The 23,076-nt window shown below is 44.9% G+C and carries 25 protein-coding genes and 1 tRNA gene; 3 read left to right on the forward strand and 23 right to left on the reverse strand.

Annotation, left to right across the window (positions count from 1 at the left end):
* The 15 genes from AC2Q9J_RS10675 to acpS all read right to left on the reverse strand — a co-directional run bounded on the left by AC2Q9J_RS10675 (window position 1) and on the right by acpS (window position 10,356).
* Window positions 1–72: transfer RNA gene (locus tag AC2Q9J_RS10675), tRNA-Asn, on the reverse strand.
* 239 nt (window positions 73–311) lie between these two features.
* Window positions 312–764 carry a SprT family protein gene (locus AC2Q9J_RS10680; RefSeq protein ID WP_499039747.1) on the reverse strand — a complete coding sequence of 151 codons (453 nt, stop codon included), beginning with the start codon at window positions 762–764 and terminating at the stop codon, window positions 312–314.
* Between the two features lie 63 nt (window positions 765–827).
* Complete coding sequence (locus tag AC2Q9J_RS10685; protein WP_499039749.1) at window positions 828–2,984, reverse strand: Tex family protein; 2,157 nt, start codon at window positions 2,982–2,984, stop codon at window positions 828–830.
* A 54-nt stretch (window positions 2,985–3,038) separates the two neighbouring features.
* Window positions 3,039–3,638 carry a PP2C family serine/threonine-protein phosphatase gene (locus tag AC2Q9J_RS10690; protein WP_499039751.1) on the reverse strand — a complete coding sequence of 200 codons (600 nt, stop codon included), beginning with the start codon at window positions 3,636–3,638 and terminating at the stop codon, window positions 3,039–3,041.
* The gene (gene sigB, locus AC2Q9J_RS10695; RefSeq protein ID WP_084243024.1) at window positions 3,638–4,420 is read right to left on the reverse strand and encodes an RNA polymerase sigma factor SigB; all 783 of its coding nucleotides are present in this window, start codon (window positions 4,418–4,420) and stop codon (window positions 3,638–3,640) included. Before sigB ends, AC2Q9J_RS10690 begins: the two co-directional genes overlap by 1 nt.
* Window positions 4,398–4,868, reverse strand: a complete 471-nt coding sequence (gene rsbW / locus AC2Q9J_RS10700) for an anti-sigma B factor RsbW (protein WP_084243025.1) — start codon at window positions 4,866–4,868, stop codon at window positions 4,398–4,400. Before rsbW ends, sigB begins: the two co-directional genes overlap by 23 nt.
* 1 nt (window position 4,869) lies before the next feature.
* Window positions 4,870–5,199: an anti-sigma factor antagonist gene (locus AC2Q9J_RS10705; protein WP_084243392.1), complete on the reverse strand. Its 330-nt coding sequence runs from the start codon at window positions 5,197–5,199 to the stop codon at window positions 4,870–4,872.
* A 110-nt stretch (window positions 5,200–5,309) separates the two neighbouring features.
* Entirely contained in the window at window positions 5,310–6,311 is a 1,002-nt protein-coding gene (locus AC2Q9J_RS10710) for a PP2C family protein-serine/threonine phosphatase (protein ID WP_499039754.1), read from the reverse strand.
* Between the two features lie 12 nt (window positions 6,312–6,323).
* Window positions 6,324–6,725 (reverse strand): anti-sigma regulatory factor, encoded by a 402-nt coding sequence (locus AC2Q9J_RS10715; RefSeq protein ID WP_033543555.1) that lies wholly within the window; start codon window positions 6,723–6,725, stop codon window positions 6,324–6,326.
* A gap of 2 nt (window positions 6,726–6,727) precedes the next feature.
* Window positions 6,728–7,090 (reverse strand): STAS domain-containing protein, encoded by a 363-nt coding sequence (locus AC2Q9J_RS10720; RefSeq protein ID WP_071152217.1) that lies wholly within the window; start codon window positions 7,088–7,090, stop codon window positions 6,728–6,730.
* Window positions 7,087–7,917, reverse strand: coding sequence for an RsbT co-antagonist protein RsbRA (rsbRA, locus tag AC2Q9J_RS10725; protein ID WP_499039757.1), 831 nt, complete (start codon window positions 7,915–7,917; stop codon window positions 7,087–7,089). Before rsbRA ends, AC2Q9J_RS10720 begins: the two co-directional genes overlap by 4 nt.
* A gap of 212 nt (window positions 7,918–8,129) precedes the next feature.
* Window positions 8,130–8,480 carry a type II toxin-antitoxin system PemK/MazF family toxin gene (locus AC2Q9J_RS10730; RefSeq protein ID WP_033543552.1) on the reverse strand — a complete coding sequence of 117 codons (351 nt, stop codon included), beginning with the start codon at window positions 8,478–8,480 and terminating at the stop codon, window positions 8,130–8,132.
* A 4-nt stretch (window positions 8,481–8,484) separates the two neighbouring features.
* Window positions 8,485–8,769: a transcriptional regulator gene (locus AC2Q9J_RS10735; RefSeq protein ID WP_112224163.1), complete on the reverse strand. Its 285-nt coding sequence runs from the start codon at window positions 8,767–8,769 to the stop codon at window positions 8,485–8,487.
* 101 nt (window positions 8,770–8,870) lie between these two features.
* Entirely contained in the window at window positions 8,871–9,986 is a 1,116-nt protein-coding gene (gene alr, locus AC2Q9J_RS10740; protein ID WP_499039760.1) for an alanine racemase, read from the reverse strand.
* Window positions 9,970–10,356 carry a holo-ACP synthase gene (gene acpS, locus AC2Q9J_RS10745; protein ID WP_499039762.1) on the reverse strand — a complete coding sequence of 129 codons (387 nt, stop codon included), beginning with the start codon at window positions 10,354–10,356 and terminating at the stop codon, window positions 9,970–9,972. Before acpS ends, alr begins: the two co-directional genes overlap by 17 nt.
* Before the next feature lie 68 nt (window positions 10,357–10,424).
* Here acpS and AC2Q9J_RS10750 point away from each other — a divergent pair, with 68 nt between their 5' ends.
* Window positions 10,425–11,033, forward strand: a complete 609-nt coding sequence (locus tag AC2Q9J_RS10750; protein ID WP_499039763.1) for a rhomboid family intramembrane serine protease — start codon at window positions 10,425–10,427, stop codon at window positions 11,031–11,033.
* Between the two features lie 575 nt (window positions 11,034–11,608).
* On the opposite strand, the gene AC2Q9J_RS10755 is transcribed toward AC2Q9J_RS10750, so the two are convergent.
* The 7 genes from AC2Q9J_RS10755 to AC2Q9J_RS10785 form a co-directional block, all read right to left on the reverse strand.
* A complete protein-coding gene (locus AC2Q9J_RS10755; RefSeq protein ID WP_499040453.1) occupies window positions 11,609–13,138 on the reverse strand; it encodes a PH domain-containing protein in 1,530 nt (509 codons plus the stop codon).
* Window positions 13,131–13,610: a PH domain-containing protein gene (locus AC2Q9J_RS10760; protein WP_499039765.1), complete on the reverse strand. Its 480-nt coding sequence runs from the start codon at window positions 13,608–13,610 to the stop codon at window positions 13,131–13,133. Before AC2Q9J_RS10760 ends, AC2Q9J_RS10755 begins: the two co-directional genes overlap by 8 nt.
* Window positions 13,611–13,779: 169 nt before the next feature.
* Entirely contained in the window at window positions 13,780–15,300 is a 1,521-nt protein-coding gene (cshA, locus tag AC2Q9J_RS10765; protein ID WP_499039767.1) for a degradosome RNA helicase CshA, read from the reverse strand.
* Between the two features lie 334 nt (window positions 15,301–15,634).
* Window positions 15,635–16,333 (reverse strand): alpha/beta hydrolase, encoded by a 699-nt coding sequence (locus tag AC2Q9J_RS10770; protein WP_499039768.1) that lies wholly within the window; start codon window positions 16,331–16,333, stop codon window positions 15,635–15,637.
* Between the two features lie 18 nt (window positions 16,334–16,351).
* Window positions 16,352–17,710: a UDP-N-acetylmuramoyl-tripeptide--D-alanyl-D-alanine ligase gene (locus AC2Q9J_RS10775; protein WP_499039770.1), complete on the reverse strand. Its 1,359-nt coding sequence runs from the start codon at window positions 17,708–17,710 to the stop codon at window positions 16,352–16,354.
* 13 nt (window positions 17,711–17,723) lie between these two features.
* The gene (locus AC2Q9J_RS10780; protein ID WP_499039772.1) at window positions 17,724–18,794 is read right to left on the reverse strand and encodes a D-alanine--D-alanine ligase; all 1,071 of its coding nucleotides are present in this window, start codon (window positions 18,792–18,794) and stop codon (window positions 17,724–17,726) included.
* A gap of 217 nt (window positions 18,795–19,011) precedes the next feature.
* Window positions 19,012–19,782, reverse strand: a complete 771-nt coding sequence (locus tag AC2Q9J_RS10785; protein ID WP_499039773.1) for a hypothetical protein — start codon at window positions 19,780–19,782, stop codon at window positions 19,012–19,014.
* Between the two features lie 159 nt (window positions 19,783–19,941).
* On the opposite strand from AC2Q9J_RS10785, the gene AC2Q9J_RS10790 reads away from it, so the two are divergent.
* A complete protein-coding gene (locus AC2Q9J_RS10790; RefSeq protein WP_499039775.1) occupies window positions 19,942–21,129 on the forward strand; it encodes an FtsW/RodA/SpoVE family cell cycle protein in 1,188 nt (395 codons plus the stop codon).
* A gap of 337 nt (window positions 21,130–21,466) precedes the next feature.
* Here AC2Q9J_RS10790 and AC2Q9J_RS10795 read toward each other — a convergent pair whose 3' ends face one another.
* On the reverse strand, window positions 21,467–21,601 hold the full coding sequence (locus AC2Q9J_RS10795; protein WP_499039777.1) for an Lmo0850 family protein: 135 nt from the start codon (window positions 21,599–21,601) through the stop codon (window positions 21,467–21,469).
* 293 nt (window positions 21,602–21,894) lie between these two features.
* On the opposite strand from AC2Q9J_RS10795, the gene AC2Q9J_RS10800 reads away from it, so the two are divergent.
* The gene (locus AC2Q9J_RS10800) at window positions 21,895–23,070 is read left to right on the forward strand and encodes an MFS transporter (protein ID WP_499039779.1); all 1,176 of its coding nucleotides are present in this window, start codon (window positions 21,895–21,897) and stop codon (window positions 23,068–23,070) included.
* The last annotated feature ends 6 nt before the right edge of the window (window positions 23,071–23,076 follow it).

The following is a 23,076-nucleotide window of genomic DNA, read 5'->3' on the forward strand; positions in this document are numbered from 1 at the left end:
CTCCGAAGGTAGGACTCGAACCTACGACCATCGCATTAACAGTGCGGTGCTCTACCACTGAGCTACTTCGGAATAATGTTTTAAGTACTTGTCGACTTTTTCTATTATAAAGAGCGCTGAGAGAATCGTCAACTACTTTTCAACAAATAATTTTAAATTTAAATTCTCGGCACGTTAAAAGCCGAAAAGAAAAAGAAGACCCCCAATTTCGAGGACCTTCTTAAGAATCAGTTCTTGTAACTTCGCGGAATTTTTTCAGCTCACAAAAATTGAAAACCACCGGATAAATATCGACTGGAATTTTAAAAAGATTATTTCATGGCCAGTTTGCCCGCGCATCTTCCGCAGCGATACTTCTCTGTATTCATTCGGATCTTACGGATGTAATCGGTCTGACAAGAAACGCATTGATAAATATAACGCTTTGTTGTCTGGCGTTTCCCGTTCTGTTCAATATGTGAGCAAAACCTCGGAGAACCAGTTTGCTTTAAAAGGTTCCGGAAATCTGCGTCACGGTGTTTATAGCCTTTCCCTTCCAAATGAAGATGGTAATGGCAAAGCTCATGTTTGATAATTCCTTCCAACTCTTTATAACCGAACCTCTCATAGGAGCTTGGATTGATTTCGATATGATGCGAGCGAAGCATGTAACGTCCGCCTGTTGTCCGCAGCCTGGAATTGAAAATACCTTTATGGATGAAAGGCTTATTGAAAATCGTTTCAGAGATTTCCTTTATTAATCCTGTCAGTTCGTAATCAGTCATACGGATTCCCCTGTTTCGTTATTATAGAAAATGGCCGTCCCGAATTGCAGAACGGCCATAAAGTTAAATCTGTTCTTTCGGCTGAAGCATAGTCAAGGCGATGCGCCCTTTATCTTTTTCCACTTTTTCCACCCATGCAGTCACGATATCTCCGACAGCGACGACTTCAAGCGGGTGCTTCACAAACCCTTTTTTCAGTTTCGAAATGTGGACAAGTCCATCCTGCTTCACACCGATGTCTACAAATGCGCCAAAGTCGACAACATTTCGGACGGTGCCCTGGAGTTCCATCCCCGGCAGCAAGTCTTCCATTTTCAAGATGTCATTTTTCAATAGCGGCTGCGGAAATTCGTCGCGCGGATCGCGGAATGGTTTTCTCAAGGCATCCAATATATCCTGCAATGTAATTTCGCCGACTTCCAGTTTTTCGGCAAGCTCTTTCGTATTCAACCCATCAAGTTTGTCGGCTGTCTCCGGCTTGCCGACATCTTTTTTATCGGCGCCGACCATTTCCAGCAGTTTTTCGGCTACGGCATAACTCTCCGGGTGGATGCCTGTAGCATCCAATGGATTCTTCCCTTCCGGAATTCTCAGGAAGCCAATCGCCTGTTCATAGGTTTTAGCACCGAGGCGCGGAATTTTCTTCAATTGAACACGTGAAGTGAAGCGTCCGTTTTCATCGCGAACTTTGATGACGTTTTCGGCTACCGTCTTACTTAAACCGGCTACATACTGAAGCAATGAAGAAGAAGCTGAGTTTACATTGACCCCTACTTGGTTTACCGCCGTTTCTACTACGAATGTCAGCTGGTCAGCCAATTTCTTTTGGGATACGTCGTGCTGGTATTGCCCCACGCCTACTGCTTTTGGATCGATTTTCACCAATTCCGACAGTGGGTCCTGCAGTCTCCGCGCAATTGACGCTGCACTCCGTTCTTCCACCTGAAGGTCCGGAAATTCTGCCCGGGCGATGTCCGATGCGGAATAAACACTGGCACCCGCTTCATTCACGATGACATAGGAGACATCAGCAGAGTTTTCAGAAATGAAATCCGCTACAAACTGCTCAGTTTCACGGGATGCCGTGCCGTTGCCGATTGCCATAATCTCAATCGGATACTTATCAGTTAGGCGTTTCATGGTCTTTTTCGCACCTGTTTGGTCATTTTTAGGAGCATGCGGATAAATAACAGCAACTTCCAGTAATTTTCCAGTTTCATCAATTACAGCTAATTTACAGCCAGTTCGGTAAGCAGGGTCTACACCCAGCACCATTTTGTTTTTCATTGGCGGCTGCAGTAAAAGGTTTCGCAGGTTTTCGGAAAAGATATGGATAGCCTGCGTTTCCCCTTTTTCACTGAGTTCGTTCCTGATTTCCCGCTCCACTGATGGCTGAATCAGGCGTTTATAGCTGTCTTCTATCGCTTGTTCCAAATAAGGCACAGTGCTTCCTGAACCCGTTATCCACTTTCTCTTCATTAAAGTAATGATCCGGTCGGCTGGCGGATGGATCAATACTTTCAGTACATTTTCCTTTTCGCCCCGATTAATCGCCAAAATACGGTGAGGAACGATCTTCTGGATTGCTTCTTCGTATTCATAGTACATTTCAAAAACCTGTTTTTCATCGTCATGGTCTTTTTTGACCGAAGTGGCAATTACACCATCTTTTCTCGTCATATAACGGATTTTTTCGCGAATATCCGCGTCATCTGCGAAAAGCTCAGCCAATATATCCTGTGCCCCTTGCAGTGCTTCTTCGACATCCGCCACTTCTTCGCCCACGAAATCGGAAGCTTTTTTCAGTACATCGCCATTGCCGCCTTCATAAAGCCAGTCGGCTAGTGGCTGCAAGCCTTTTTCTTTTGCAATAATCGCTTTTGTCCGTCGTTTTTGTTTATATGGACGGTACAAATCTTCTACTCGCTGAAGAACTGTCGCTCCCTGAATCTCTTTCTCCAGCTCAGGAGTCAATTTTTCCTGTTCATCAATTGAACGGATGATTTCTATTTTTCGTTGTTCAAGATTTTGGATATAAGCATAACGGTCATCTATCGCTTTAATCTGCACTTCATCAAGTGAGCCCGTTGCTTCTTTGCGGTAACGGGCGATGAAAGGGACGGTGTTGCCGTCTTCAATCAAAGCAATAACCTGCGCCACCTGATTCGGGCGCACCCCTGTCTCTTTTGCGATCAGGTTTTGGATTTGTTGTGATTCCATCAAAACACTCTCCTTTATTTCCATTCTATTTTACCATACAAAAAAGAAGCCAACTCATTTGAGAAGGCTTCCGGTTATGAATGTCGCATCGTCACCTGTTTGAATGGTGGCGAGAATATCGTAATACAGTTGTTCAGGAAATCCTGAACGGCGCATCAAGTTTTTCGGATTGCGCAATTCCACACCATCTGAGTGGATGAGGAATAAATCATCTTCTACATAAGTGTAGAGCTGTGTGTGCAATTTTTGTGGCCGTCCGGAAAGATAACCCATTACCGGGAGCGGGTAGATCATTTCATCCGTCCCTTTCCGGTATAGATAAAACCGGATATTCCCGACGCAGCTGTATTCAAGTGTCTTTTTCTTAAAGTCCACTTTAAAGATGGCAACCGCTGCGCCTCTTTTTTGCACCATCAAATCATTAAAACGGTTCATCAGACTGTCTATCGATTCATGGTGATGTTCTCTCAGAATTTGCGGAATGACCTGCGAAGATTCTCTCGCAATAGGGCCACTCCCCAGACCATCGGCTACTGAGCAAATAAAGTAATCTTCGGTAAGCACTGTGTGGTAGCTGTCCCCGGATTCAAAATTACCTTTTTTTGCTTCATTGAAGATACAGGCGTCAATATACTTGTGACGAATTTTTTCCACTACGAAACTCCACCCGCCGCTAATATGGCTTCCTGTAATTTCTTGATGGCCTTGCGCTGCAGGCGTGAAACATGCATTTGTGAGATACCCAGTTTATCACCGGTCTCTTTTTGGCTCAGCTGCTCTATGTAGGTATACTGGATGATCTGCTTCTCGCGTTCGGAAAGCACATTCATCGCATTGGCCACCAACATGCGCTGATCCGCTTTTTCATACCCATCGTCTTCTTGTCCGACAACGTCAAATAAAGTAACGGTGCTTCCGTCTGAATCGGCCTCCAAGGAATGGTCCATGGACAGAGCTTGATAGCTTTTGCCCATCTCCATCGCTTCAAGTACATCGTCCTCTTCAACATCAAGATATTCCGCGATTTCCCAAACTTGCGGGGAACGCTGGAGCTCACTCGTCAATACTTCTACAGTCGCTTTGATTCGCGGCCCTAATTCCTTGATTCTCCGAGGCACATGAATCGCCCAGGTCTTATCGCGCAGGAACCGTTTGATCTCACCGATAATAGTCGGTACAGCAAACGCTTCAAAACTGCGGCCAAATGAAGGGTCATATCTTCTGATTGCACCCAAAAGCCCAAGCATGCCCACTTGCGCTATATCCTCGTGGTAGGATTTACCATTCGAATATTTCCGCGCTATGGATTCCACAAGTCTTTTGTAATTATTTACCAGATGAGTTTGGGCTTCTTCGTCTTCATTTTTCTGATAAGCCTCAATCCATTCCAATACCTGTTCTTTGGTAGGCTGATTAGGATGAGATCGTTTCGACATCCTCTTCCACCTGCTCTCCTCCAACATACTTTGTCATGAAGACTGTTACGCCTTCTTGATGATGGACTTTTACTTCATCCATTAATGTTTCGATCAAATACAGGCCAAGTCCTCCTTCACGAAGAAAATCTCCTTCAGCCTGGTCATGGTAAGGACCTACTTTCGCTTTGGTTTCCTCAAAGTTGAAGCTTTGTCCATGGTCAGCAACCATAATTTCAATTTTATCTCCATAAAGAGCGCAGCCGATTACGACTTCACCGTCTTCATCACCACTGTAAGCATGCTGGACAGCATTAGTGACAGCTTCACTCGAAGCAATTTTCAAATCTTCAATATCATCGTATGAAAAGCCGATACGGCTGGCTAGTCCAGATATTGTTAATCGTGCAACACCGACATATTGTGATTTAGCAGGGACACGCATTTCAACGTAATCAAAAGGACGCATGTTAAATACCACCTTTTCCAGCTGATTCGATATCCATGATATCACCTAAGCCCGTAATATCGAAAAGCCGTTTTAAGCGGGCTGACAAGCCGCTCAATTTCAAATGTCCGCCCTGCGAGTTGACTGATTTATAAAAAGCTACGAAAACTCCCAATCCAGTACTATCCATATAATCAACATCCGAAAGATCCAATTCGGCATTCAATGATTCTATATTTTGGTAAGGTTCCAATTTCTCCCGAAGAACCGGCGCAGTGTGTGCATCAATTTCTCCGCGAACATATCCCTTAAGGACTTTATCTGACTCTTGCAAATCAACTTGAATATTCATCTTTTTTGACACCCCGTTTTTCTATGATTAACGTAAATTTAAAATAAACAAAAATTAAAAAAGCCACTGTAAGTTTGTTTACCACATTGCTGTGGTGGTTAAACATACAATCAGACTTTTTTGTAAATAACTAATGTAAAGTCATCGCTTAATTCTGCATTTTGCATGCGAACCAGTTCATCATAGACATATTGGACAATCGTTTGTGCAGATTCATCTTTTTTGCGCAGGATCAATTCATTGATTACCTGGCGGTCGATAAACCCTTCAGCTGTCCGTCCTTCTGTAACTCCATCAGTCATTATGACGACCATATCATTTTTATCCAGTTTCACTTCTTTTTCTTCATAAGATGCCATTGGCGAAACGCCAAGCAATAAGCCTTTCACTGTCAACTCTTCAAATTCACCGGTTTCTGCACGGTAGATCATCGCTGGTTCATGGCCGGCTGAACCGTAGGTCAATACGCCGGTTTCTGCTTCATATCTTCCATAGAACATGGAAACGAACATGAAATCGTCGACACTCTTTTCCACGATCCGGTTGATCGTGCTCAATACTTCACTTGGAAATGCTGTTGAATCATTTAAACTATCCATACCGAATTTCACCATGGACATGCAAAGTGCAGCAGGGAGGCCTTTACCAATTACATCGGCAACCGCAATTCCCGCGTGCCCTTCTCTTCCACTGATGAAATATATGTAGTCTCCGTTCATCTTGCGCAGCGGTACAGAAAGGAGGCCTATATCCAAACCATCCAATGTCGGCATTGTCGTTGACAATAAAGTGTCCTGGACATTGGCGGCCAAATCCATTTCGACGCGCAATTCTTCCTGTTTCTGCAACAGGCTTTGCCGTTCCTGAAGAGCAAGTCCGTAATTGATCATCATTTCAATCAGGAAGTCAAAAGAATGCCAGACAGTTTCTGGCATATCTTCATATAATTCCTGCATCGCTGCTTTATGCATACTGATGACATCTTCCGGAGATGTATTTTCAGAAATAAGCTGACGGCTGAAATTCTGGCCGACGTAAAGGTTCTGCTCGGACTGGCGCTGCATATATTGGTTCAATATTTCTTTGTATTGACTGCCGATTTTTTGAACCATAAAGAATTCCCCCTATCGAAGCCACTTGGTAGCTCTTATATCTGTCCCTTCACCTAGGGTTGTTTCTATCTTAAAGTCATCCATCAATCTTTTGACGCCTGGCAATCCGGCTCCAAGTCCTCCGGAAGTTGAAAAGCCATCTTCCATCACTTTTCGGATATCTGGTATTCCCGGTCCGCTGTCGGCCGCAATGATCAAGATGCCATTGATGCCGTTTTCTGTCAGTCGCTGGATCTCGATTCTTCCCTGGCCAGCATATAAATAGATATTACGGGCAAGCTCGCTGATTGCCGTTGTGATACGAGCCTGGTCTACTGTTCCGAAACCCAACTCTTTAGCCACATTGCGGCCAAGTTGTCTGGCGGCTACAATATCCCATTCTGTTTGAATTTCCACTGAGGATTGGTTGCTCATCTTTAAGCCTCCAATTCCAATTGAAGTTTATCCAAACCGTTTTCTAAATCCAATGCTGTCATGACATCTTCAAGTCGAATTCCTAACTCGATCAAAGTGATAGCAACTGCCGGCTGGATACCTGTTATAACAACTCGCGCTCCCATTAGGCTTGACATGCTGATGACGTCTCCCAAAACCTTAGCGATAAAAGAATCGATGAAATCAATTGAAGTCAAATCGATTACTACACCACGGGCACTTGTTTCATGTAATTTAGTCAATAAATCTTCCTGGAATTGTATAGCAGTCTGATCGTCCAATTCCCATTGAATAGAAACAATCAGTGTATCTCTCAGTTTTAGTATCGGTATACGGACATTCATACTTCATCAACCTCCACAATTTTTCGATTTGTCCAAGCTAAAGCTTGTTCAACGCCGCGCTGCAAGGTGCTCGTTGTGGTGAACTCATTCAGATTAATGCCCAATGTGACAATAGTTTGGGCGATTTCCGGCCGGATGCCGACCAGCATACATTTTGCTCCAACTAAACGAACAGCGTCAGCGGCCTGAATAATATGGTGGGCGACCATCGTGTCTACTACGGGAACGCCAGTGATATCAAGCAGAATTACTTCTGCGCGATGTTTGACTACACCTTCCAGCAGATTTTCCATGATGAGACGGGCGCGTTCTGTATCAATTGTCCCTACAAGCGGCATAACCGAAACTTTATCAAAAACCGGAATCAATGAAGCGGACAGTTCCTGCAACGCAATCTTTTGAAGGCTTACAGTGCGTTCCCAGGTTTTCGAATATGTATCGATGGTGCTATCGCGGATAGGGGTGATCCACTTGTTGAATTCTTCAGTGAATCCGCGAAGATTTTCATTATTGATGATGTTGTCTCTTTCCATTCCAGTAAAGACGATTTCGCCGAAATGATTGATTGCTTTGGTGACGAACGTGATCGACCAACCATAACGCACAACTTTTTCCGCAAAATCATTCAGGCGGCTTTCATACGCTTGATGGCTTTCCAACAAGTTGGATGTCATAAGTTCCGCAAATTCCCTGCTTGTCTGATCCATCAATTCAGCGGGCATCACTTCGAATGATCGCTCACTTTTTTCATTCTTCATCATTTCTTGCCAATTGGAAATAATTTCCGTCATATTCTCTTGAATATATCTAGCCATTTGCTTATTCATGTTTTAAAGGATCCTCCTTGGACTCTTGCAACTCTCTTTTAAGTTCCCCTGTTTAGCCTGCTCTTTCATTTTTAAGTTCTCTATCTTTTATTGTATCGGAAATATGCATTTTGCACATCTTTTTTATCCCTCTTTCCATTATTGGGGGAGAAATATTGCAAAAAACATCCGAAGAATAAGCCTCTTCGGATGTTTTCATGGTGTATGTATACTTAAAACTTAACAAGTCCAACACTGATTTCAAGTGCCTCATCCACTTTTTCCATTAAGGCTTCATCAAGTTGGGTTATTTTATCTGTCAGCCGGGATTTATCGATTGTCCGCAACTGCTCAAGCAGAATGACCGAGTCCCGCTCAAAGCCATATTTCTTGGCGTCGATTTCAACATGGGTCGGCAGCTTGGCTTTTTGGATCTGCGCTGTAATCGCCGCTATGATGACGGTCGGACTGAACCGGTTTCCTATATCATTTTGTATTACCAGCACCGGCCGGGTTCCACCCTGTTCTGACCCGACCACTGGTGATAATTCAGCAAAAAAAACGTCTCCGCGTTTTACAATCAAGTTGTCACCCTCCGCTTACGAGTCGCACGGTCATATGCTCCGCTTCGTATTCCACATGAGAACATTCACATGAAATCGATAGATTGATCTGTGACATCTCCACGTAGCCCTTGATCATTGCTTCCCGAATATGATTTGAGTCATACATATTTTTCATGACACGCTGAGTGGAAACGTAAATATAATCTCCGTCTTCCTGAACCCGTTCATCTGAATGTGTAGTAAGTTCTGAAATCAATTGTTTCGGCAGTTTCACGACTACCTCTTTTGTCTTGGATCTCTCGTACACAGCTGACACCTCCGGAATACCGTTGTTCTCTCTGTTCTATATTTCTATTCTATAATCTTAACATCCCGGCTGCCTTATGGAAAGACAATTCTAGAAGTTCTTTATACCTCAATATAGAGTCTTGGCACCCGTTTTGTCAGAATGCAGGGGATTTCATAAGGAATTGTCCCCAATTTCTCCGCCCATTCATCTATTAGAATTGTATTATTTTTTTGAGAACCGAGCAGCTGCACTTTTTCTCCCATAGGGAATTTGCGCGGCAGTCTGATCATGCATTGATCCATGCAAATGCGGCCCACAATCGGCATTCGCTCTCCGTCTACAAGCACTTCCTGTCCCTGCAGCCCACGGATCAACCCATCCGCATAGCCGATCGGCAAAGTCCCGATCCACTCGTCTTCCGCGCTCGTATAAGTCGCTCCGTAACTGAGCGTTTCCCCCTTCATCACTTTCTTCACATGGACGATTTCCGTCTCCAGGCTCATCGCCTGCTTTAATTCGAAGGGCATTTCGTGTTTCACATATGCCGAGGGAGCAATTCCATATATTGAAATACCGACCCGCACAGCGTCGAAAGCCAGCTCCGGATGCATGATTGTAGCGGCACTGTTCGAAACATGGAAAATCAGATTGCCGCCGTTCCATTTTCTCCTGATGCCATTAATTCTTTCGACCTGTTTCAGAAACAAAGGATTGTCCCCTTCATCGGCGGTTGCAAAATGCGTATACAAACCTTCCACCTGAAAAGGATGCTGCCCGACAAAATCAAAGGCCGCTTCAGCTTCCTCAGGCTGAAAGCCGATCCGCCGCATTCCCGTATCGAATTTCAGATGAATCTTCAGCGGGCCGCTTCCGTCTGCCGCTCTCAGCTCTTTTGCAGCTGATTCCAGCCATTCCATTGAATAGGCTGTCAGATTCACATCATATTTTATCGCCGGTTCAATAAAGTTCACGGGTGATGCCCCAAGAACCAGAAGTTCAGCATCTATATGGTTACGGCGTAAAAAAAGCGCTTCGTCCGGCGTCGCCACCGCCAGCATTGACGCACCGCTTTTCAATGCCTGACGCGCGACTTCGAGTACGCCGTGCCCGTAAGCATCCGCTTTGACGACCGCCATCAATCCCGCTCCATTCGCCATTTCTTTCAAAGCACATATATTATGTTCAATTGCCGCTAAATCGATTATCGCTTTTGTCGGTCTATAGTTGGTCTCCATCTTTTTCCTCCGCCTGTATCTTTGATTGCAGCAGAATCTGCGCAGCCGCGTATTCTTTCGTATGTGTAATGGAAATCAAACCTTCCTCCTCGTCTTTATAATAAACAGAAGGTTTGCCATTCAAATCTTTCCTTATTTCAATATCTTTAAAAGAACAAACTTTGCCTATCCCTGTCCCTTTTGCTTTTCCGAAAGCTTCTTTCGCAGCAAAACGCCCTGCAAGGAACTCTGTTTTCCTGTTGATTGATAATAGTTCGTACTCAACCAATTCGTTGTCGGTCAATACGCGTTCGCGAAATTTTGCCGACTTGCCGTCAAGCCGCCTGATGCGCCCAAGTTCGACAATATCTAAGCCGATTCCAGTAATCATAGATGCTTCTCCTTTCAATCACAAACAGGAAAAAGGTATAATAATCAGTATGAAACAGAGGTGACGAAATGTTTATTCGCAGAGAAAGTTTTTCCGAGTATTTACGCTTGTATCCTGTCGTGTCCACATTGATCGCGATTAATGTTTTGATACATATTTTATCATGGATTCCTATACTCGGTGTGTATATCTTCAATTACGGGGTCGGTTACAATCGACTCATCGCTGAAGGCGAGTGGTGGCGTTTCATCACGCCGATGTTCCTGCACGGCGGTATGATGCATCTATTGTTCAATATGTTCTCGCTGTTCCTCTTCGGACCTGAGCTTGAGCGATTGACCGGTAAAGTCCGATTCATCACGGTTTATGCGCTGGCTGGACTATTCGCGACTGTCGCAACATACTTCCTTCAGCCACTGGAATATCTGCATGTTGGCGCCAGCGGAGCAATCTTTGGTGTATTCGGTGCTTACGGCGCGTTGTTGTATTATGGAGGCCGTGCGCTGCCGCAATTAAAGCAGATCATTCTTCCGATTCTGGTTATCAGTGTCATCATGACATTCCTGACACCGAACATCAATGTTACCGCGCATATTGCGGGGTTGATCACCGGCTTCCTGATTGGCCTCGGATTCTTCCATCCGAAACGAATTGTCAGCTGGAAAAATAAAAGGTAGACAAAAAGATAAAAGGTCAGCCGGAATCATTTCGGCTGACCTTTTCAGCTTGTTGAAAAAAAGATAAAGGTAAGTAATCGATATTGCGCAAAACAGCTTCGCTTTCCTTGGGGCTCGCGCTGAGCTAACTCGGTCTCGGTCCCCTTCGCCCGAGTGGATCTCAGCACTTCGCTGATCCCTTGGGAGTCTCACTGTTTTGCTCCATATCTCAGAATCGCTTTCTATGAAGATGAAATCTAACTAATTTGGTTTTCTGAGAAAAATATTCCCATGTTTCTACAGATATAAAATGTAGCAGCAGGCGGCGAAGGGCAAAGATGTGCTCCTGCATCGCTGCGCTGCTTCGTCGCAAAGACTTGTCCTCGCCAGCTTCGGCCAATGTCTTTCCTGCAGGAAATAGAGCGAGTCCTGAGACCCCGCAGGGAGCAACGCGACTGAGGAGGCTCAGGCAGCTCCCTGCGGAACGCGTCCGTCTGTCTCTGCATCGCTTCGCTAGCTTCGAGACATTAAAAGATTTGCAGCGAAATGATTGAAGCAGATAATGTTTCTCGACATCCTAAAAAGGTCAGCCCGAGTTATTCCGGCTGACCTTTTTGTTTGGGTGAAATCGTTGTTGGATGGTACCAGTCAAGAATGCGGCTGGCATCATCTTTCTCCATGTAATTGATGCGCGCTGAGTAGCCGAGCATGCCCGACTTGATTGTCGCCTGAATGGAAGCGAGATCTTTCTTCCGCTGGAAATACGTTTGCAGCACGTTGACCGCCTGCACTCTTTTTTTCCACACAAAGAAAGTGTGTTTGCTGAAACCCCTGAATTCCATCGTCAACTGTCTGCCTGTCAGTGCATATCCTGTCGTGCGATGCTGCCAGACGCCGATTAAAATAACTGGCGGCACAATAAGCAGCGACAGCAAACCATACGGGTAAAAGAAATAGCTCAAGAGACCGATTACCGGCAGCATCCACAGAAAGTCGAGCCGATAGTAAAAATGGACGCTTCTCTTAGGCGCTTTCGTCAGTTCCGGCTGAAATTCCATATCCGGGAATAATTCTTCCAGAATCGGCAGCATGCGTGCTTGTTTGACAAGCGGGAACAAACGGATCTTCTCATCTTTTCCGCCCATCGACCCGCCTGCACTTTCAACCGTCACTACAGCGTAGCCAAATAATTCCCTCAGTGGATTTCTTGATACTTTTATTCCTTGAATACGTTTAAAAGGCACGGAGATTTTTTTCTTCTCCAGCAGTCCTCTCGTGATGTAAATATGGTCATCATCCACTTGGATGGTGAATTGGTAATTTGCCAGTAAGGTTAATATCACTGAAATGATCCAGGCGATCAGAAGGCCGGCGAACACCGCCAAAGCCACAATGAGGTAGCCGAAACGCAGAAACAGCATCACTTCTTCATAGATTGTTTCATAAGGAATCAAATCGCTGAACTGCGATAAAAATACAGCGACCGCTGAAATCACTACGCCTATCCCACCGGAAGTCGTCGCAAGAATCAACAATTCCTTCATCGACATCCGGTAAAGGGTTTTCAATTCTTTTTTCGGCACAATTGTTTCTTCGACAGATTCTTCAACCGCTTCGTGCGGCCCCATGGACGGGGCGACCCGATGCTTCGCATGTTCCATTTCCATTTCAATCCGATCCGCATCTTCACGGTTGATTGCCGTAAGTTCCGCTTCGGCTTCTCCGGCTTTGCCGGATCCTGCAGTTTCGACACGAACTTTCACAAGATTGAACGGCCGGTGGAAGATTCCTTCTGTATAATTCAAGCTTTGAATTCGTTCAAAAGGTATGTATCTCTTTTTCTTCACAAAAAGGCCGTATTCGATGCGCAATTCCCCATCTTCAAACCAGTAGACAAACCTCTTCCATTTAATGATTCCGATGATTAAGGAAAACAATACAACCACCAAACCGATCAACAATGGCAACAAGCCGAGCCATCCCTGATTGAACATAGCGCTGATGCCGCCATCCCTAAAAATGTTGACACCAAAAATTACGATAAAGGGAATAATTAATTCCTTCAGGCTTTTCATGAAATTAATAAAAGCGGAAACCGGGTGGAGTTTATAGCGAATATCAGACATCATCTTCCGCCACCCTTGCCAGCGCCGAAATCATGCCTCTTAGCTCATCAGCTTCAGCGGTAATCAAAGCCGGAATGGTATGTGTAGTCGCAGCTGTCGAAATGGAAATTTCAGCTAAATCATAACGCCGGAGAATCGGTCCCTGCTCCGTGTCCACATGCTGCACACGAACCATTGGAACCAATGTGCGCGTAACGATGAAGAGACCATGCTGCAATTCGATTTCCTGCTCCCGCACTTCATAACGCCAGCGCTGCCAACGGATTTTTGGAAATAAGTAAATCAACAGAAAAGCAAACAGTAAAATTACTCCACCATAAATGGCATATAGCCAAACCGGCCATTCAAAGAAATAAGTAAGTGCCGCTGCACCTCCTGCCAATATTGCGAGAACAGCAGTTTCAATGATTCCGTAAAGCCGCCAAACTGTTAGCCCTTTTCTTGATATCCTGTTTTTCGGCTGATTATTCATATCCGATTCCCCATTCCAATATTCTTATCTTCAGTCTTTCACATTCTTCTATACGATTCAATAGCGGGAAAGATTCGGCAGGTTTTATTTTAATGAAGGCGCGCCCAGCCTAATGCAAAAAAATAACCCGCCAGCAGTTTCCTGCTGACGGGCTATTTGAAAGTTGATCTTAAGATTCGTGACGGCGAGTGCGTCCTGGACGTCCTCCGCCAGTTCCACCAGATCCGCCTTCACGGCGGCGGCTAGCGCCTGAGCTTGCGCCGCGGCTTGCCGGACGGCCTGAGCCTGAAGAACGGTTGCCTTTATAGCCACCGCCGCTTCCGCTGCGTGATCCACCAGATTTCCCTTTGTAGCCTCCGCCACCGCGTGATGGCAATGGACGCTCTTCAGAAATAGAAACTGGAACATCTTCCGGTTCTTTCGTCAATGTTTTAAGAGCTGCTGCAATCAAGTCAACTGCATCATGCTTTTCAAGCATTTGCGTTGCGAATTCGCGGTAGTCCCCAAGATTATTTTTATCTGTCATTTCAAGCAATTGTTCCATTGCGACGCGTTTTTGGCCAAGTACGGCTTCATCAGCAGTCGGTGGTACCAATGCTTCCATTTTTTTCTTAGTTGTGCGCTCAACAATAGTCAAGTAGCCCATTTCACGTGGTGTAACAAACGTGACTGCGACTCCTTTTTTACCAGCACGGCCAGTACGGCCGATACGGTGAACATAGCTTTCCGGATCTTGAGGAATATCAAAGTTGTATACATGTGATACGCCTGAGATATCAAGTCCGCGGGCTGCTACATCAGTTGCAACAAGAATATCGACTTTGCCTGCTTTGAATTGCTTCAATACAGACATACGTTTTGCCTGGCTCAAGTCACCGTGAATTCCTTCAGCTACGTAGCCGCGGATATTCAAAGCTTTAGCCAACTCATCAACCCGGCGCTTAGTGCGTCCGAAGATGATTGCAAGTTCAGGTTGCTGAACATTCAAAAGGCGTGAAAGAACGTCGAATTTTTCGCGTTCAACAGATTTAACATAGAATTGTTCGATGTTTTCAACTGTCATTTCTTTTGATTTGATCTTAACGATTTCTGGAGTCTTCATGAATTTCTCTGCAATACGGCGGATAGCATCCGGCATAGTTGCTGAGAACAATAATGTCTGGCGTGTTTCAGGAACACTTGACATGATTGTTTGGATGTCTTCGATGAAGCCCATGTTCAACATTTCGTCCGCTTCATCAAGGATCAATGTGTTAACATTGTCGAGTTTAAGCGTGCGGCGGTTGATATGGTCCAAAAGACGTCCCGGCGTACCAACGATAATTTGCGGGCGGTTTTTAAGCGCGCGGATTTGACGGCCGATTTCCTGTCCGCCATAAACGGAAAGAATACGTACGTTTTTATCCTGCCCGAGTCTGTAAAGCTCTTCAGAAACCTGAATAGCGAGTTCACGAGTTGGTGCAATGACCAATCCCTGTACGTTACCATCTTTAGTGTCGATTTTTTCAATCAACGGAATACCGAAGGCAGTAGTTTTACCAGTACCTGTCTGTGCCTGGCCGATGATGTCCTTGCCTTCCATACCAAGACGGATCGTACCTTCCTGGATTGGTGTTGCTTCTTCAAACCCCATGCGTCTTACAGACTTTAAAGTTGTTTCGCTGATATTTAACTCTGAAAATTTAACCAAATTTTTTCAATCTCCTTTTGTCTTCATCTTATTTACAAATGGTACACATTTTAGATGAATTCGTGACAAGGTCGAGCCTTTATGAGGAAGTTTCACGTCGAAAATCATACTCTGTAGTTTTAAGTTCAGAGGGATGTGTGAACAGAAAAAGCTCGGGCTTTGCCGAGCGGTCTGATCGGCGGGTGTTTCATGCCCAAAATATAGAACAAACCGTTTTGCTCAAAAAAATACTCTTCACAGGGAAGAGTGCTTCAAAAATGTATCCATTGCTCTAAATAGAATAACACGCTTCATAGGCACTTGCAATCAATACGCAAAGGTTCCATTAATCAGTTTATTCATGTGCTTTTGCCATAAAAGCCAAAACATGGGCAAACCATTCTTCGCAATCGTCGCTGTAGCATATGAGGTGTTTACCGTTGTCGGAATGAAAGATTTCTTTTTCCACAGAACCGATTTGATTGTATATATGTTCCGCGGCGCTCACGGGCACGATGCCATCTTTCTTCCCCTGCACGATGCAAACCGGAAGCGTCAATTTGTCGTAGTATGGTTCGACCATCTTCACTACCCGTAAAAATTCAAAAGCCGAACTTACCGGGGTGTTCAATAATTTATATTCATACAAATGAAATAACGGATTCTGTGCAATCTGTCCTTTGACGGCATCAGCAGCAGCCAGCCGGATTTCCTCCAGCATTTGGCCAGCGCTGATGTATTTCACAGCTGCGCTCAACAAAACGATTTTTTCAATTTTATAGCGCATCGCCAAATACATGGCAATCAGGCCGCCCATTGAAAAGCCGACAATCATCACCCGGTCGGTCTGCTTCTTCAATTCCTTTAAAGCCAGTTCAGCTGCCATCATCCACGATTCCGCAGATTTATTGCGGAGATCGAGACTTTCTCCATGGCCCGGAAGAGTAGGGATTTTTACCACCCAATCCGTTTTTTCTTCTATATAATCAGCAAACGGCTGCACTTCAAAAGGCCCTCCGGTGAAACCATGGATCATTAATACTCCGATTTTCAAAGTGCTTCCTTCTTTCAATCAGTTTCCGATAAAGGGTTCGATGATGTTCTCAAGAGCCATACCACGCGACCCTTTCACTAAAATGACAGATTTCGCAGATATTGATTTGTCGAGAAAATCAATAATCGGCTGGTATTCATCTTTGCTCCAGATCAGCTTCCCTTCAAACGTATCCTGAAGTTTAGTATAAAGCCATTCCATTCGCGGACCATATAAGCAGACGCCGTTAATATCCGAATTGATGGATTTTGCAATCGCTTCATGGTATTCCTGCTCCTGATCGCCAAGTTCCAGCATATCGCCGAGCACAACCCATTTATCATCTTTCATCGTCGTTTCACGGATGAAGTTCAATGCCGCTTTCATGGAAGAAGGCGCAGCATTATAGGCGTCATTGATGAATGTTGCTCCACTTTTCGCGGGAATCATCTGCATGCGCATATCAGTCAAAGCTGCGTCTTTGAGGGATTTCCGAATATCTTCTTCCGTTAATCCTGCCTCCAGCGCTATTAAAATCGCCGACAAAGTATTTTTCACCTGATGTTGGCCAAGAACCGGAATGGTGAAGGTGGCGTCGATAATGCCGCTGACCATGAAAGTGCTGCCGTTTTCGGTTGCGCGGATATCCGTCACCGTCAATTCGTTGTTATCATCAAAGCCGAATGAAACAGCTTGCGGGAAATCTTCAACAAAAGGTTTCAGCAACGGTTCGTCACCGTCATAGAACAATTTGCCGTGAGTTTCGAGGCCGGCTGTAATTTCGAATTTCGCCTGGGCGATTCCTTCACGTGATCCAAGGTCCTGCATATGCGCCTCACCGATATTGGTGATGACCGCATAATCCGGCCGCGCCAATTCCGATAAGAATTCGATCTGGCCATAACCGCTCATCCCCATTTCAAGGACAGCAAACTTCGTATCTTCCTCGAGCGACAGGATCGTAAGCGGCAAACCCAGTTCATTATTGAAATTGCCTTGGGTTTTCTGCACCTTGAAATAAGGCTTCAGCACGCTTGCCACTAAGTCCTTAGTCGAAGTCTTGCCGTTTGAACCCGTTATACCGATAACGGTAACAGGCAGTTCATCACGGTAGGCCCGCGCCATTTCCTGCAGCGCTTTTTGGCAGTCGTCGACAAGCAGAATTGGCAGATCATCCGGTGGTGAAGGTTCATCGCTTTGCCAAAGAGCCGCAGCCGCCCCTGCTTCAATTGCATGGCGCACATATTGATGGCCATTGACTTTTTCTCCACGAAACGGCACAAAAAGATCCCCTGTTTTAAGCGTTCGGGTATTGATCGATACGCCGGTGATTTCAATGCCTTTTAAATTCGTTTTAACATCCAGCCACTTGGCTACTTGTTCTATCGTCTTTTTCATTAGGTTTCTCCACTCAATCCATTTTTACTTGTAGTAATTGTTTTTCCTCATAACGTTCTATGGCAAGATCAATCAGTTTTTCAATCAAATCCGGGTATGCCAGTCCGGTGTTTTCCCATAACAACGGGAACATGCTGAATGGCGTAAATCCTGGAAGGGTATTGACTTCGTTGATCAAAATATCGTTGTCAGCTGTCACAAAAAAGTCTGCGCGCACGAGACCTGAACAATCCAGGATCTTGAATGCCTTCTTGGCCGATTCCACCAATTGTTCGTAGACTTCTTCCGGAAGTTCCGCCGGAATGATCATCGCCGTATTGCCGTCTTTATATTTTGCCTGGTAATCATAGAATGCTTTTAAAGGTTTGATCTCACCGGCAACTGAACATTCCGGTGCATCGTTGCCAAGGACGCCGATTTCAATTTCGCGTGCAACGACACCCTGTTCAACGACGATTTTACGGTCGAATTTCAAAGCTTCGTCAATTGCCGCAATCAATTCCTCTTCGTTTTCGGCTTTATTGATGCCTACGCTCGAACCCAGATTCGCGGGTTTCACAAACACCGGCCAAGCCAGTTCAGACGCAATCTTAGCCACTAATTCCGTCTGGCTGTTTTTCCACTCTCTTCTTATAAAATACACGTAAGGCGTTTGTTTCAAACCAGCGATCTCGAATAATTGCTTCATAACCACTTTGTCCATGCCGGCAGAAGAAGCCAAAACACCATTTCCGACATATGGAAGGTTCATCACTTCAAGCATGCCTTGCACTGTTCCGTCTTCGCCGTTTGGTCCGTGAAGAAGCGGAATGATGACATCAAGCCCTTTTTCAGGCTCTGCCGGGAGAAATCCGGAGATATCGTTAGGTGCCGAGCCTCCTTGTTCCAGCTGCAATTGCTCGATGCTTCCTGCCGGTCCTTCAAGGGAAGCGCCTTTACGCCATTCCCCTTCCTGAGTAATGTAAACCGGATATACTTCGTATTTTTCAAAATTCAAGGCTTTCGTTACCGCCTGTGCCGTCGAAAGGGAAACTTCATGTTCTGCGGATTTACCGCCATATAATAAACCGATTCTTTTTTTCATCCCAATAAACCTCATTTCGTTTTCCAATATGCTTTAGTTTATCACGAACAGGATTAGACGAAAAATTTTTTCCCGTATGGATTGAAATAATCCGTCATTTTATTGTCCGGTTTTCTTCTATATGAATTAATGCAGCGCCATCGTAATTTGAAAGAATTCACACTTCAGGAAAATGAAAAAGCTGCCGATGTTGATCGACAGCACCTGGACATTCATTTTATTTCCATTGTTTGAGTTTGCGGTCATATATCACTTTCCGCTCAACCTTTTGCTTGGTGTACTCATTAATATCCGACCAGAAATCATCCATGAAAGAGACCTCTTCAATCTGGCGGATATGCAGCTCCACCGTGTTCTTGGTTTTTTCGGGATCGGCGAGCGAAATCAAGATTCCTTCCCGGTAATATCCCTTCATTTCCTTTAGGATATCAGCCGGCAAATCCGGGATCATGTCTTTCGATTTGCGCCGCCAAAAATTCTGGCCATGGGCTTCGCGGCGAATCGATTGGATAAAATAATTCCCGACCAATTCGTTCAAGCGCTCCAGATTACGGAAATAGATTTTGGTTGTCTGTTCTTCTTCACTCGATAAATAAACAAAATCATTTAATAAAGTTGAATAAAAAGGCGGCCGCATCGGTTCTTTCTTATGGCCTATATATAAAAGTTCAGCTTGTTCCTGCGGGGTCAGAGAATTGACTTGTTTTTCACTGCGGAAATCAATCCAGCAAAATTCACCTGTTTTTGCGGTCCGGGACTTGCGCAGTTCCGGAAATTCCTCCTGAGCAGCAAACTCCATTTGAGTATGCATATTATATGAAGCATCCGGATAGGAATGCTTCAGCAGCAGCAGATTCTTGGGCATCCGGGTAGCGTCCATAAACTGGGCGAAGGTCAGGCCACTGAACAAGGCAAATTGGTCAGCATCGTTTAAATAGATGTAAAGATGCTGAACATAATGTTCTGTATTATTCACTTTCTTCACCATTTCCTTCACTCCATTCTTCCCTTATTATACGGGTAGCCATATTAAATATGAAACATCTAAGCTTGAGCGGCGTCATTACTTTTGTAATGCGCATAAACTGTAAGAATAAGTTATAATGTAAATCGACTCTCAATAATAAAAAAGTACAGGTGAATCTAAATGCAGACAAATAAAAGCTTTGCCGACCGGATCGACTGGTCGCTCGCTTTCATATTATTCCTTTTTTTCATTGTCAGTCTGATCGCGATTTCTTCCGCACAGACTTCAGGACAATACGCTGTTAATTTTGTACCCCGTCAAGGGTTGTTCTATATAATTTCCATCGGCATGATCGGGGTCTTAATGTATTTCGACCCGGAACAATACAAGAAAATGGCTTATTACCTTTACGGCTTCGGTATTCTTTTACTGATCCTTTTGATGATTGCACCAGCAGGGCCAGGTCAGATCGGCGAACCGGTAAACGGCGCGAAAGCTTGGTTCCATACCCCCTTCGTTAATATCCAGCCGGCTGAATTCATGAAAACCTTCTATATACTTGCTTTGGCAAAAATGATTTCAGCCCATCACGAGAATAACGCCTTGAAAACAATTAAAACCGATTTGTTTTTATTGGGGAAAATAGGATTTTTCCTCCTGATTCCATTGGCCTTCATCCTACAGCAGCCCGATATGGGTACAGCTCTTGTATTTATCGCTATTACGCTGGCAATCATTGTGGTAGCGGGCATTTCGTGGAAAATCATCCTGCCGAGTTTCGGCGGAGTCGCTGTTATCGGCGCGACCTTGTTATGGATGACCATCAATATGCAGGAATTTTTAACAAATACATTCGGTATCCAACGATACGCCTTTGCCCGTATTTATACGTGGCTCGATCCTTACTCGTACGCGGACGGGGAAGGCTATAACCTGATTGCCGCTATGAATGCCATCGGTTCAGGCGAAGTTTTCGGAAAAGGCTACCAGGGGCGCGAAGTTTACGTACCGGAGAATCATACCGATTTCATCTTTACCGTTATTTCCGAGGACTTCGGCTTTATCGGCGCCAGCGCCGTAATCATCCTGTTCTTTATGCTGATTTACCACCTGACGAAGATTACTCTTCAATTGAAGGACACTTTCAGCACTTACGTGTGCGCGGGGATTATCGCTATGGTGACGTTCCACGTGTTCCAAAACATCGGAATGACCATCCAGTTATTGCCGATTACCGGTATCCCGTTGCCATTCATCAGTTATGGCGGCAGTTCACTGATCGGGAATATGCTGGCAATCGGAATTGTCTTCAGTATGAAGTTTCACCACAAAACTTATATGTTCGGCAATGATAAAGAAGACCAATAAAAACTCCGACGCTGCTCGCGTCGGAGTTTTTATATATAGATAAATAACAAATAATTTTTTTCAATCAAAAAAGCTTTGGAAAGGGAGGTTCCCTGTCCAGACTCCAGCACCTAGCTCTTCGGGTCATAAGCCACCCCAGCTGCGTGGCAAAGAACGCCACTTCGCTGGTTCGTCTTATGCCTTTCAGAGCTGAACAGGCGCTTCCGCTTTTCTTTAGTCCAGACTCCAGCACCTAGCTCTTCGGGTCATAACCCACCCCAGCTGCGTGGCAAAGAACGCCACTTCGCTGGTTCGTCTTATGCCTTTCAGAGCTGAACAGGCGCTTACGCATTTCATATCAAGATTGTGTTTGCGGGGGTTGTGGTAATGCAAGTGCTTTCAATAATTCGGTGCGTGATTTAGTGATTTTTGCTTGGATTCCAAGTTTCGATAAATTTGAAACAATATTGCGAACCTCTGCTTCCTTCGCCATCCATATCACCTCTCCGTAGTCATTCATTTATAATAACGTATGTAACTCCAAAATAGATTCATCTAAACAGGTAAATAGTTGACTTTTCTGTGTCTATGTATATAATACCATCTTTTCGAGCTTTTAAACTTTTCATTTTCATTACAAAGTTGCAATATTGTAAATCTGCTGGTTCATCTAATGACAGTATCAGAAGAAGCATTTGATATGCCGGCTCTATTCCTTCATTTACCTTCTCAGCGAACAGGAGTAAACTGAAAGCACAGCCTTTTTAGAAAGCGGGAAATTATTTTATGAAGAAAACTATTTTGTTGCTGATGTCAGTCCAGTTTTTCGTGTATCTCGGATTCGGTATTATCATTCCGATTCTGCCCGAAGTAATCGTCCAGCAAGGTTACAGCGAAATCCATGTCGGCGGCCTGATAACCATTTACGCGCTCTCATCCTTTTTCACTGCGCCATTATGGGGGAAGCTGTCAGACCGCACCGGCAGGAAAAAATTGATTTTGACCGGGCTCGCCGGATTCAGCTTGAGCTTTTTCCTGTTCTCGCTGTTTTTGGATAACCTTATGCTTTTGTACATGTCACGAATTGTCGGCGGACTATTTTCCGGTGCCCTGTATACAGCGGTGACTGGGTATGTGGCAGATATAACAACTGATGAAGAACGCAATAAATACATGGGCTTCCTTGGAATGTCGATTGGCCTTGGATTCATTTTCGGACCGGCAATCGGAGGTTTGCTGGGGGCAATTTCACTGTCCTTGCCGTTCACAGTTTCCGCTGTGCTGATTTTGCTTCTGATGGTCTACGCAAGTTTTATATTGAAAGAACCTGTCCGGCAGGGCGAAGCGACAAAACGCGCTATTCTCCCGAAAGGGGCAAGCACTCTATGGCAATTCCGGATCCGCTATTTATTCCTGATGTCGTTTATGGTGACTTTCCTTCTGGCAGGTCTGGAGTCGACTTTCCAGCTTTTCCAAATTGACCAGATTGAAATCACCCCTCTGCAGCTCGGCTATCTTTTCATGGCCAGCGGTTTTGTTGACGCCGCGATTCAGGGCGGCGTTGTCCGCAAAATAAAAGACGGCGCTGAAACAAAGTGGATTATCGGAGCCCAAATCGTTACAGCTGCCGGTTTGCTGCTTTTACCTTTTACAACAAGCCTGATTTTTGCAGGGGTCGCCTTAAGTATATTCACAGCCGGAAATGCGCTTGCCCGTACCGCACTCGTTTCATTGACGTCGAAAGAATCCGGCGGGAAATATGGAACAGCTGCAGGAATGACCTATTCGATGGACAATATGGGGCGCATCATCGGTCCTTTGTTCTTCACTTGGCTGTTAACGATGCAAGCAGGCGCCATCTATTATTTATCCGGTGCGTTAGCGATTGCCAGCATCCTGTTGATCGTCCTTTACCGCGGTTCTTCTAAAACCGCATCAGAAAAAGCAAGCACACCTGCCTAACAGGGT

This window comes from Planococcus sp. RAB007_Raresut (genome assembly GCF_057369535.1).